This is a genomic window from Paracoccus sp. (in: a-proteobacteria) (assembly GCF_035556475.1).
GTDB lineage: Bacteria > Pseudomonadota > Alphaproteobacteria > Rhodobacterales > Rhodobacteraceae > Paracoccus.
Window position 1 is genome coordinate 1 of sequence record NZ_DATMFA010000129.1, and the last position, 10,147, is coordinate 10,147.

At 65.9% G+C, this 10,147-nt stretch carries 13 protein-coding genes and 1 riboswitch; of the genes, 5 read left to right on the forward strand and 8 right to left on the reverse strand.

Annotated features, from left to right (window positions below; translation table 11 throughout):
* From VNQ78_RS18425 to VNQ78_RS18450, 6 genes are all read right to left on the reverse strand, one after another.
* The coding region (locus VNQ78_RS18425; RefSeq protein ID WP_325692529.1) for a hypothetical protein at positions 1-366 on the reverse strand (366 nt) is incomplete at its 3' end.
* 56 nt (positions 367-422) lie between these two features.
* Positions 423-551, reverse strand: a complete 129-nt coding sequence (locus VNQ78_RS18430; RefSeq protein WP_325692531.1) for a hypothetical protein — start codon at positions 549-551, stop codon at positions 423-425.
* A gap of 108 nt (positions 552-659) precedes the next feature.
* Positions 660-1,484: a RibD family protein gene (locus VNQ78_RS18435; RefSeq protein WP_325692533.1), complete on the reverse strand. Its 825-nt coding sequence runs from the start codon at positions 1,482-1,484 to the stop codon at positions 660-662.
* Between the two features lie 16 nt (positions 1,485-1,500).
* Positions 1,501-2,262, reverse strand: coding sequence for a class I SAM-dependent methyltransferase (locus tag VNQ78_RS18440; protein ID WP_325692535.1), 762 nt, complete (start codon positions 2,260-2,262; stop codon positions 1,501-1,503).
* A gap of 1 nt (position 2,263) precedes the next feature.
* On the reverse strand, positions 2,264-2,659 hold the full coding sequence (locus VNQ78_RS18445; protein WP_325692537.1) for a 6-carboxytetrahydropterin synthase: 396 nt from the start codon (positions 2,657-2,659) through the stop codon (positions 2,264-2,266).
* 10 nt (positions 2,660-2,669) lie between these two features.
* Entirely contained in the window at positions 2,670-3,614 is a 945-nt protein-coding gene (locus tag VNQ78_RS18450) for a zinc-binding alcohol dehydrogenase (RefSeq protein WP_325692539.1), read from the reverse strand.
* A 158-nt stretch (positions 3,615-3,772) separates the two neighbouring features.
* Positions 3,773-3,971: riboswitch (cobalamin riboswitch) on the forward strand.
* 32 nt (positions 3,972-4,003) lie between these two features.
* Here VNQ78_RS18450 and VNQ78_RS18455 point away from each other — a divergent pair.
* Entirely contained in the window at positions 4,004-4,681 is a 678-nt protein-coding gene (locus tag VNQ78_RS18455) for an energy-coupling factor ABC transporter permease (RefSeq protein ID WP_325692541.1), read from the forward strand.
* Positions 4,682-4,728: 47 nt separating this feature from the next.
* Here VNQ78_RS18455 and VNQ78_RS18460 read toward each other — a convergent pair whose 3' ends face one another.
* Positions 4,729-5,460 carry a FadR/GntR family transcriptional regulator gene (locus tag VNQ78_RS18460; RefSeq protein WP_325692543.1) on the reverse strand — a complete coding sequence of 244 codons (732 nt, stop codon included), beginning with the start codon at positions 5,458-5,460 and terminating at the stop codon, positions 4,729-4,731.
* Between the two features lie 80 nt (positions 5,461-5,540).
* Positions 5,541-6,347, reverse strand: a complete 807-nt coding sequence (locus VNQ78_RS18465) for an NAD(P)-dependent oxidoreductase (RefSeq protein ID WP_325692545.1) — start codon at positions 6,345-6,347, stop codon at positions 5,541-5,543.
* A 174-nt stretch (positions 6,348-6,521) separates the two neighbouring features.
* Between VNQ78_RS18465 and kduI the strand changes: the two genes are divergently transcribed.
* From kduI to VNQ78_RS18485, 4 genes are all read left to right on the forward strand, one after another.
* Positions 6,522-7,346: a 5-dehydro-4-deoxy-D-glucuronate isomerase gene (kduI, locus tag VNQ78_RS18470; protein WP_325692547.1), complete on the forward strand. Its 825-nt coding sequence runs from the start codon at positions 6,522-6,524 to the stop codon at positions 7,344-7,346.
* A complete protein-coding gene (gene kduD / locus VNQ78_RS18475; RefSeq protein ID WP_325692549.1) occupies positions 7,343-8,083 on the forward strand; it encodes a 2-dehydro-3-deoxy-D-gluconate 5-dehydrogenase KduD in 741 nt (246 codons plus the stop codon). The genes kduI and kduD overlap by 4 nt, the downstream gene beginning before the upstream one ends.
* A gap of 87 nt (positions 8,084-8,170) precedes the next feature.
* Positions 8,171-9,088 (forward strand): 5-dehydro-4-deoxyglucarate dehydratase, encoded by a 918-nt coding sequence (kdgD, locus tag VNQ78_RS18480; RefSeq protein WP_325692551.1) that lies wholly within the window; start codon positions 8,171-8,173, stop codon positions 9,086-9,088.
* A partial coding sequence (locus VNQ78_RS18485) for a mandelate racemase/muconate lactonizing enzyme family protein (RefSeq protein ID WP_325692553.1) occupies positions 9,088-10,147 on the forward strand: 1,060 nt, incomplete at its 3' end. The genes kdgD and VNQ78_RS18485, both read left to right, overlap by 1 nt.

The window sequence follows — 10,147 nt, forward strand, 5'->3', positions numbered from 1 at the left end:
CGGATTGAGTGCCAAAGCGTCGTTTCCACCGAAAACACCAAGGCTGCAGGCGTTTCCGGAACTGTCCGGCTTCATAAGCTCGGTCAAGTCGCCCTTGGACGCATCCACCACCATCAGATTCTTGCTGAAAAAGACCGCTTCCTCGAGGTTCAGATGGTTATCGTCCAGGAACAGCACATTTTCGTCGCGCAGCCCCATCTCATCGATCATCTGAGCGATGGCCTGACCTTTCGCGGACCATGCGATGTGCGGGAATACGAACAGATCCCAAATTCCGAGCTTCTCGAGGGCGTCCTTGCCTTGCTGGAAATCGTTCTTCGAGCAGATAGAGCACATGATGCCACGATCAATCAGAGCGCGAATCATGTCGACATGTTCTGAGATCGGAGTGATACCCTCTTCTGAAAGCGTTCCCTTCCTGTTCAGGAGGTCGAGAGGCCGAGCATGACGTCGAGACCCGGAACCGAAGCGTAGATATTGGCGATATAGGCCCAGTCCGACTCCTGCGTCTGGGGCGTGACGGAAAACACGCCGAAGAGTCGCAGGCGCATCTGATTTCCCGCAGAGAAATCAAGGAACAGCGTGCCATTCTTACAGCCTCAGGAAAACAGGACCGTCATTGCGGACCAAGGCGGCCAGCTGGATCCCGTCTCGCCACGTCAGATCAAACTCGCCGCGCGTGGCGGGACAACGGGCTGGACCACTTGCTGCCCGACCGGGCCGAGCGCGCAGTCAAAGAGGATGTCGCTGCCCAATGCAAAGATCCCGGTTCGTGGGCGCATCGCCTGGGCCAGCGTGTCGATCGGGCTGCGTGTCGTCAGGCCTTGCGGACCGGCGCCGATGATCACCGGCGCGATGGTGACCATCAGGCGGTCGATCAGCCCGGCCTCGAGGAAGCCCGCGATGGTGCGGCTGCCGCCCTCGACCAGCAGGTTGCCGAACCCCTCGGCGCGCAGGGCGGCGAGGATCGCGGCGGGGGCGATCCATCCCGCGCGGGGGGCAAGACGGATGACCTCGACCCCCTTGGCGCGGGGGCGGTCAGTTCCCTGCACCACGATGCGGCGGATGCCGTCGTCGCGCAGCGGGGTGGCATCGTCCGGCAGCCGTCCCTGCGGGTCGATGACGATGCGGGCGGGATCCCTTCCCGCGCAAAGGCGCACCGTCAGGCGGGGATTGTCATGGAGCGCGGTGCGGACCCCGATCACCACCCCGTCGACCAGCGCGCGAAGGCGATGCAGATGCGCCAGCCCATCCGGCCCCGAGACATCGCGCGCATCGCCCGAGGCGGTGGCGATCCTGCCGTCGAGGGATTGCCCGATCTGCGCCACCGTCAAGGGTGCGCGACCCGGACGCGCGATGGTCCCGTAGAGGCGCAGCGCCGCTTCCTCGGGGCGGGAGAGATGGCCGTTTCCGGGCCCCTCGCCCCCGCTGCGGGAGGCAAGGATGCGCTGCCAGATGCGGGACGTGACTTCTACCTGCTCCATGTCTCTCCTCCGTATCTCATCGCGCCCCGCGAGGTCGCGCCAGCAGATCGGCATGGCCGATCCTGCACCTTGCCTCGGGGATTGCGGAAATTCGCGCCGCCAGCCATTCGCGCGTCCCCTCGCAGCCCGCCTCATCGGCGGCGGTGGCAATGCCCTCCAGCAATGCCCGCTGCAAATCGGCTTCGCGGGGGCCAAGATGCCAGGGACTCGGGGCAAGCTGGACGTCGTAACCCGCCGCCTCGAAGATCCGGGTGGTGAGGGCGGGGGCATCGGGGCCCATGGCCGGGCCAAGGCCCTTGTCGCCCCGCTGATGGGCGTTGAAGGCAAGAGTGACGTCGGCATCGGCGGCCAGCGGCGGTTGCCATTCCATCGTTCCGTCATAGGTCAGCGCCGCATAGAACGGGCATGGCCCGAGTTGCCGCGCCAGTTCTGCGGCCCAATCGGCGGGCATCAGGTCCAAGAGCGCCGAGGCGGTGACAAGGCTTGCCCCCGAGAGCGGCAGGTGGTTCAGATCGGCCAGATCGACCTCATGGCGCGTGACGGCCGCCTTGGGCGCGATCCGCGCCAGCAGGTCCGGGTCGCGGTCGATCAGCCGCCATTGCGCATCGGGGGGCATATCCGGGGCCATGGCGCGCATCGTCGCGCCGGTGCCGCAGCCCAGATCCGCCACGACCGGGTAGGGGCCTGCGGCCTCTGCCGCCGCCCGCATCAGCCCGGCATCGCGCGACAGCCGGTCGGCCGGTTCGCGCAAATGAAGCCATGTGGCCGGGAAACCCATCTCAGATCGCGGCCTCGTACCAGGCGCAGGCGAGATGGCTTTCCTGAAGCGTGATCCGCAGCCGGGTGATCCGCCCCTGATCGCCCAGTTCCCCCGCCCGGATCGAGGCGGCGAGGTGGTCGAAGATGACCTGGGCCAGAAACTCGGTCGTGGTGAACTTGCCCTCGAACTGGGGCATCTCGTCGAGGTTCTTGTACCGCAGCGGCTCCAGCGCGGCGGCGAGCGCATGGCCCGCGCGGCCCATATCCACGACAAGGCCGGTATCATCGAGGCTTTCCGCATGGAAGGCCGCATCCACGGTATAGGTCGCGCCATGCATGGACTGGGCCGGGCCAAAGACCGGATCGGGCAGCGAATGGGCGATCATGATGTGGTCGCGGACTTCGACGGCGAACATGGCTTCTCCTTCAATACCGGATGCGGTGGCAGAGGGTGGCGGGGTCGGCGAGAATGGCGGGAAAGGCCTCGGGCATCTGCCCGAAGGCGGTTTCGCCCGAGATCAGCAGATCGAGGCGGGGATCGGCCAGCAGGTCGATGGCCTTGGCTAGCCTGCGGGTATGGCTCCAGCGCGGGGCGCGCTCGGCCGGAAGGCCGCCGACCTGCGAGCTGATAATGCGCAGGCGGCGGCTGTGGAAGGCGCCGCCAAGGGGCAGGGTCACCTGATGGTCGCCGTGCCAGCTTGCCTCGGCCACGGTCGCGCCGCTTCCGGCCGCGGCCAGCGCATCGGCAATCCCGTCCGGCGCGCCGCTGCAATGGATGACCACGTCCTGATCTATCGGTGCTTCGGCCGGTAAAGCAAAGCCGCAGCCCAGTTGCCGGGCCATCTCGCCCCGCTCTGGCAGGGGATCGACCAGCGTGACCTCCGCCCCCGGAAGGCGGGCGGCGAGGCTGCCCAGCAGCAGCCCGACCAGCCCCGCGCCGAAAATGGCGATGCGGTCTCCGGCCCCCGCGCGGCTGTCCCACAGGATGTTGAGCGCGGTTTCCATATTAGCCGCCAGAACGGCGCGGGCAGGCGGGATCGCTTCGGGCAAAGGGAAAAGCTGCGCGCTTGGCAGCCGGAACCGGTTCTGATGCGGAAAGAGGGCAAAGACCGTCCGTCCAGCCATGCTGCCATCCGCCACGCGCCCCACCGCCGAATAGCCGTATTTCACCGGGAATGCGAACTCGCCCTCCTGAAACGGCGCGCGCATCCGCGCCATTTCGTCCACCGGGACGCGCCCCTCGCTGACCAGCCGCTCGGTGCCGCGGCTGATCCCGGAAAACAGCGTCTCGACCAGCAGGCCCGCGCCGGTTTCGGCGGGCCGGATCTCGGCCTGTCCCGGCGCGCTCCACCAGAGCGCGAGCGCGCTCATGCTTGCGCCGCCGGGATGGAGGAGGTCCGGCGATGTCGGCAGAGAAGGTGCATGGCGATCCGAACCGGGACTGGAGACGGGCCTGTCAAAACGCCGCGCTCGCCCGATTTGTTCCGGCGTCGCGGAATTGCGGCTTGACCGGCCCCGGCCAATGCCCAAGAACAGCCCCTGCACGAGGTGTCGGCCGCGAAGCGGACCGACACGGGAACAGGAGGGGGAGATTTCCCCAATCCGACCGCCCCCGCGACTGTGAGCGGCGAGCCGAACCGGAAGCGCCACTGTGGCCAGACGCCACGGGAAGGCCCGGCAAGGCCGCGACCCGCGAGTCAGGAGACCGACCTCATGCATCATCGCAACTGCCGTCGGGGATGACGGCAAGGGAGAACGACATGCATATCGAACCGGGCCTCGTCAGCGGGGCCAAGATCCTTTTGAGCTATGCCACAGCGGCAGCGGCGGGCGTCTATACGCTGAAACTCGCGGCCGAGGCCGTCCGCGCGCAGGGAGCGGTGTCGCTTGCCCTGCGTTCCGTGCTGGCGACGGCGGCCGTCTTTGCCTTTTTCGAGGTGCTGCCGCATCATCCGGTCGGCGTGTCCGAGGTGCACCTGATCCTCGGCTCGACCATCTTCCTGATCTTCGGGGCGGCGCCAGCGGCGATCGGGCTTGTGGCCGGGTTGCTGGTGCAAGGGCTGTTCTTCGCGCCCTTCGACCTGCCGCAATACGGAATGAACGTCTCGACGCTGCTTTTCCCACTATTCGCGCTTCAGGCGCTGGCCGCGCGGATCATTCCGCCCGGCACGGCTTATGTCGATCTGAAATATCGTCAGGCGCTTGCTCTCTCGACCGCCTATCAGGGCGGCGTGGTGCTGTGGGTCGCGTTCTGGGCGCTTTACGGGCAGGGCGTCGGGGGCGAAAACCTCGCCTCGATCCTCAGCTTCGGTGCCGCCTATATGCTGGTCGTGGTGGTCGAGCCGCTGGCCGACCTCGCCGTTCTCGGGCTGGCAAAGGCGCTGAACGCGCCGAAGGGCGGCCTTTTGGTGACGCGCAGGCTGCATAGCCCGGCCTGAGCCGGAAACCGGGCTAGGGGCGGTGCGTCCGCCCCCGCCATTGCGGATCAGCCCTGCATCCGCGCCAGCCGCAACTGCTCGCGATAGCGGGACTGGCTGTTTTTCAGATGCGTGCGCATGGCGCGGCGCGCCTCGTCGGGGTCCGCGTTCTGGATCGCGGCGAGGATCGCGCCATGCTCCTGCTCCAGCACCTTGGTATAATCGGGCGGCGTCGCGGCCTCCCCCTCGCGGCTCAGGACGCGGCGGGGGATCATGGCAATGCCGATCAGGTTCAGCATCTCACTGAAGCGCGGATTGTTCGTGGCCTGCGCAATCGCCATGTGAAAGGCGAAATCGGCCTCGGCCGTGGGCAGGTCGTCGCGGGCAAGTTCGGTCAGGCGCTGGAACGCCTCGATGATCTCCTCCTCCTGCGCGGGCGAATGGCGCAGCGCGGCAAGCGCCGCCGCATCCCCTTCGAGCGCGGTGCGCAGCTCGAGGATCTCGATGATCGAGGAGACGCGGGCCGTGTCGACGTCGCGGAACTGCGGCGTTGCCTCGACGGCGGCAAGGACGAAGACCCCGGCGCCCTGCTTCGGCTCGACGATCCCGTCGGCGCGGAGTGCGGCAATCGCCTCGCGGATCACGGTGCGGCTGACGCCGAAATCCTGCGTCAGCCGGGATTCGGATGGCAGCCGATCCCCGGCCTTATAGTCGCCGGCCTGAATCTGGCGGCGCAATTCGTCCCGCACCGTCACGACGAGGGTGGCGCCGGGCTGCGTTAGGCCGTCTTCAGATTTCATCCTTGGGCTCATTCGTTGTCCGCCATGTTCTGGACCGGATAACCCCGTCCTGTCGCCGAGAGAAGCCCTTCGTTCCCTTTTCAGCTTTCGCCGTCCTTGTAGATCGGGAGCTGGGTGAAGATGCCGCCCTGATATTTCATCACCGCCGCATCGGCGGGCGGTCGCGGCTGGCTCGCGTCGATCTTGGCGCGATAGGCCTCGGCATTGTCCTTGGGCGTCCAGCCCAGCCAGCCGAGATGGCTGTTGTCCCACCAGCCGGCATCATTGGCCGAGGCGCCCCAGATCACCGGGCAGCCAAGCTGGGGCACGGTAAAGACCGCACGGATCAGCGACAGGAAATCGTCATGCGAGAACCAGCTTGCCAGCATCCGGTGGTTCTCCGGTTCGGGCGTGCAGGAGCCGATGCGGACTAGCGCGGTCTCTTGCCCGAATTTCTCGAAATACATCCGCGCCAGCGCCTCGCCAAAGACCTTCGAAACGCCATAGAGGCTGTCGGGCCGGAAGGGCACGTCCGGCCCCAGCCGTTCGGTCTGCGGATAGAAGCCGATCGTGTGGTTCGAGCTGGCGAACAGGATGCGCGGCTGGCCATGCGCGCGCGCGGCCTCGTAAAGGTTGTAGAGGCCGAGAATATTGGCGTCGAGGATCGGGCCAAACGGCCTCTCGACCGAGATGCCGCCCAGATGCAGGATGCCGTCGCAGCCCGCGACCAGCGCATCGACCGCCGCGGTATCGGCAAGATCGCATTCCACGACCTCGTCTCCGGGCAGGCTGTCCGGGATCGGCGCGATATCCGACAGGCGCAGGGTTTCGGCAAAATCGCGAAGCCGCGGGGTCAGGGCGCGGCCAAGGCCGCCCGCCGCGCCGGTGATCAGAAGTCGCTTGAGCATGAAAGCCCTCTGCTAGATGTCGTTGCCGCGGACGGAACCGGACCGGCAGGCCATGCGCCAAGGCTTCTGCTGGCCGGGTGCCGCATCATGTCCACATCCGCTGGACCTTGACGTAGACAACATATAATACAAGAACTGTCAACCTATATGATATAACAGTCAGAGAGGATTCGGATGCTCACCGTCGAGACCCGCCAAGCCGTTCACCCCGAACATGCAAAGGCCATGGACACCTCCGCCCTGCGCCGCAACTTCCTCGCTCAGGACATGTTCCGCGAGGGCGAGATCCGGCTGATCTATACCCATTACGACCGCTTCGTGATGGGCGCCGCCGTTCCGGCCGGGGGCAGCCTCACCCTCGATCAGGTCGATGAGACCAAGACCCCGAATTTCCTCGATCGCCGCGAGATGGGCATCGTCAACGTGGGCGAGACCGGCACGGTCGAGGCCGGCGGCGAAAGCTGGACGCTCGAGCGTGGCGACGTGCTGTATCTGGGCAAGGGCGCGGGTGCTGTGACCTTCGCGGGGCAGGGGCGGTTCTACATCACCTCCTGCCCGGCGCATCATACTTATCCGAACCGGCTGATCCGCCTTGCCGACAGCAAGGAAGTGAAGCTCGGCGCGACCGAGACCTCGAACAAACGGACCATCAACCAGTTCATCCATCCGCTGGTCATGGAAAGCTGCCAGCTGGTGCTGGGCTATACCCGGCTTGAGGACGGTTCGGTCTGGAACACCATCCCGAGCCATATCCACGACCGCCGGATGGAGGCCTATCTCTACTTCGGGATGGAGCCGCAATCGCGCGTCCTGCACCTGATGGGTGAGCCGCAGGAAACCCGCCACCTGTTCATCGGCAATGAAGAGGGGGCGATCTCGCCGCCGTGGTCGATCCATTCGGGCGCGGGCATCGGCTCCTATACCTTCATCTGGGCGATGGCCGGCGACAATGTCGACTATACCGACATGGACTTCATCCAACCGGAGGATCTGCGTTGAGCCCGTTTTCGCTGGAAGGACGCAAGGCGCTGGTCACGGGCGCCAATACCGGGCTTGGGCAGGCAATTGCCGTGGGGCTTGCGCAGGCCGGGGCCGAAGTCGTCTGCGCCGCCCGTCGCAGCACCGAGGAAACCCTGTCGCAGATTGCTGCGGCAGGGGGCAATGGCAGCGAGCTGCTGATCGACTTCGCCGATCCGATGGCTGCGAAGGACATCTTCGCGGGGCAGGGCTTTGACATCCTGATCAACAATGCCGGGATCATCCGCCGCGCCGATGCGGTCGATTTCAGCGAGGCTGACTGGGACGATGTCATGGACGTCAACCTGAAGGCCTTGTTCTTCACCTGCCAGTCTTTCGCGAGGGAGCTTCTGGGGCAGGGTAAGCCCGGCAGCATCGTCAACATCGCCTCGCTGCTCAGCTTTCAGGGCGGCATCCGGGTTCCCTCCTATACCGCCAGCAAGCATGGCGTGGCCGGGTTGACCAAGCTGATGGCGAATGAATGGGCGGCGAAGGGCATCAACGTCAATGCCATCGCGCCGGGCTATATCGTCACCAACAATACCGAGGCGCTGAGAAACGACCCCGATCGCAGCCGCGCCATCCTTGACCGCATCCCTGCGGGGCGCTGGGGCAGGGCCGAGGATATTGCGGGAACGGCGGTCTATCTCTGCTCGCCCGCCGCCGCCTATGTGCATGGCGCAGTGCTGAATGTGGATGGCGGCTGGCTCGCGCGGTAACTTATCACACAACTTATATGATAAGTTATTGACAGCTTGCAAAGAGCTGTCATATCCATGACAAGAACCTAATCAGAGGAATCTCTCATGACGCCCGAACAGCTCAAGGTCACCCTCGGCTCCGGCCTGCTTTCCTTCCCGGTCACGCATTTCGATGCCGAGGGTAAATTCGCCGGCGACAGCTATCGCGCCCATGTGGAATGGCTGGCTGGCTATAACGCGCCGGTGCTGTTCGCCGCTGGCGGCACGGGGGAGTTCTTCTCGCTCGCGCCGCGCGAGATCCCGGAGATCGTCTCGGCTGCGAAGGAAGTCGCCGGCAAGACCTCGATCGTCTCGGGCTGCGGCTATGGCACCGAAATGGCGGTCGAGATCGCGCGCTCGGTCGAAAAGGCCGGCGCCGATGGCATCCTGCTGCTGCCGCATTACCTGATCGACGCGCCGCAAGAGGGGCTCTATGCCCATGTGAAGAAGGTCTGCCAGTCGGTCGGCTTCGGGGTCATGGTCTATAACCGCGACAACGCGGTCCTTCAGGCCGACACCCTCGCCCGGCTCTGCGACGAATGCCCCAACCTCGTCGGCTTCAAGGACGGCACCGGCGATATCGGCCTTGTCCGTCAGGTGACGGCGAAGATGGGCGACCGCCTGACCTATCTGGGCGGGATGCCCACGGCCGAGCTTTTCGCCGAAGCCTATCTTGGTGCGGGCTTCACCACCTATTCCTCGGCCGTGTTCAACTTCGTCCCGGCGCTGGCGAATGAGTTCTACAAGTCCCTCCGCGCCGGTGAGCGCGCGAATTGCGAGCGGATCCTGAACGATTTCTTCTATCCGTTCATGGCGATCCGCAACCGCTCCAAGGGCTATGCGGTTTCGGCGATCAAGGCTGGCGTCCGCCTGCAGGGCTTTGCCGCCGGGCCGGTCCGTTCTCCGCTGGTCGATCTGTCGGGCGAGGAGATGGACATGATGGCCGCCCTGATCGAACCCTATCAGCGCAAGGCCGCCGCCTGATGAAAATTGCCGCCATTCGCACTCACCTGCTGGAACACCGGTTGGACGTGCCTTTCGAGAGTGCGTCGATGCGGTTCGACCGCCGGGCGCATGTTCTGGTCGAGGTCGAGTGCGATGACGGCACGCTGGGCTGGGGCGAATGCCTTGGCCCGGCACGCCCGAATGCCGCGGTGGTCGCTGCCTATGTGCCCTGGCTGATCGGCCAGGACGCGCTCGCGACCGAGCGGCGTTGGGCAACCCTCTACAACGCGCTGCGCGATCAGGGGCAGCGCGGTCTGGCGGTCACGGCGCTTTCCGGGATCGACATGGCGCTGTGGGACATCAAGGGCAAGGCGCTGGGCGTCTCCGTCTCGACCCTGCTGGGCGGGCGCTGGCGCGACCGCGTCCGCGCCTATGCCACCGGCAGCTTCAAGCGCGACGGCGTGGACCGGGTCGAGGATAACGCGACCGAGATGGCGCAGCGCCGGGCCGAGGGCTTTCATGCCTGCAAGATCAAGATCGGCTTCGATCCCGCCGAGGATCTGCGCGTCATCGCCGCCGTGCGCGAGGCGATCGGGCCGGACATGCGGCTGATGATCGACGCGAACCACGGCTATACCGTGGCCGAGGCGGTCAAGGTCGGCCGCGCCGCCGCCGAATATGACATCGACTGGTTCGAGGAGCCGGTGGTTCCCGAACAACTCTCGGCCTATGCCGAGGTGCGGGCCGGCCAGCCGATCCCGGTCGCGGGTGGCGAGACTTGGCACACGCGCTGGGGCATGTGGCCCGCGATCCAGTCCCGCGCCGTCGATATCCTGCAACCCGATATCGCGGGCTGCGGCGGGCTGTCCGAGGCCATGAAGATCGCAGCCATCGCCTCGCTTCACGGGGTCCGCATCGTGCCCCATGTCTGGGGAACCGGTGTCCATATCGCCGCCGCGCTGCAGTTCATGGCGGCCCAGACCCCGGACCCGGTGCGCGTGAACCCGGTCGAGCCGATCATGGAGTTTGACCGCACCCACAACCCCTTCCGCCAAGCAGTGCTGAAAACCCCGATCGAGGCAGTGGACGGCGTCGTCG

Excerpts from the sequence above, each read along its gene's own strand:
- VNQ78_RS18440 (WP_325692535.1), bottom strand. The coding sequence starts at position 2,262 with ATGGGTTTCCCGGCCACATGGCTTCATTTGCGCGAACCGGCCGACCGG.
- VNQ78_RS18460 (WP_325692543.1), bottom strand. The coding sequence starts at position 5,460 with ATGAAATCTGAAGACGGCCTAACGCAGCCCGGCGCCACCCTCGTCGTG.
- VNQ78_RS18465 (WP_325692545.1), bottom strand. The coding sequence starts at position 6,347 with ATGCTCAAGCGACTTCTGATCACCGGCGCGGCGGGCGGCCTTGGCCGC.
- VNQ78_RS18435 (WP_325692533.1), bottom strand. The coding sequence starts at position 1,484 with ATGGAGCAGGTAGAAGTCACGTCCCGCATCTGGCAGCGCATCCTTGCC.
- kdgD (WP_325692551.1), top strand. The coding sequence starts at position 8,171 with ATGACGCCCGAACAGCTCAAGGTCACCCTCGGCTCCGGCCTGCTTTCC.
- VNQ78_RS18445 (WP_325692537.1), bottom strand. The coding sequence starts at position 2,659 with ATGTTCGCCGTCGAAGTCCGCGACCACATCATGATCGCCCATTCGCTG.
- VNQ78_RS18430 (WP_325692531.1), bottom strand. The coding sequence starts at position 551 with ATGCGCCTGCGACTCTTCGGCGTGTTTTCCGTCACGCCCCAGACGCAG.
- VNQ78_RS18455 (WP_325692541.1), top strand. The coding sequence starts at position 4,004 with ATGCATATCGAACCGGGCCTCGTCAGCGGGGCCAAGATCCTTTTGAGC.
- VNQ78_RS18450 (WP_325692539.1), bottom strand. The coding sequence starts at position 3,614 with ATGAGCGCGCTCGCGCTCTGGTGGAGCGCGCCGGGACAGGCCGAGATC.
- kduI (WP_325692547.1), top strand. The coding sequence starts at position 6,522 with ATGCTCACCGTCGAGACCCGCCAAGCCGTTCACCCCGAACATGCAAAG.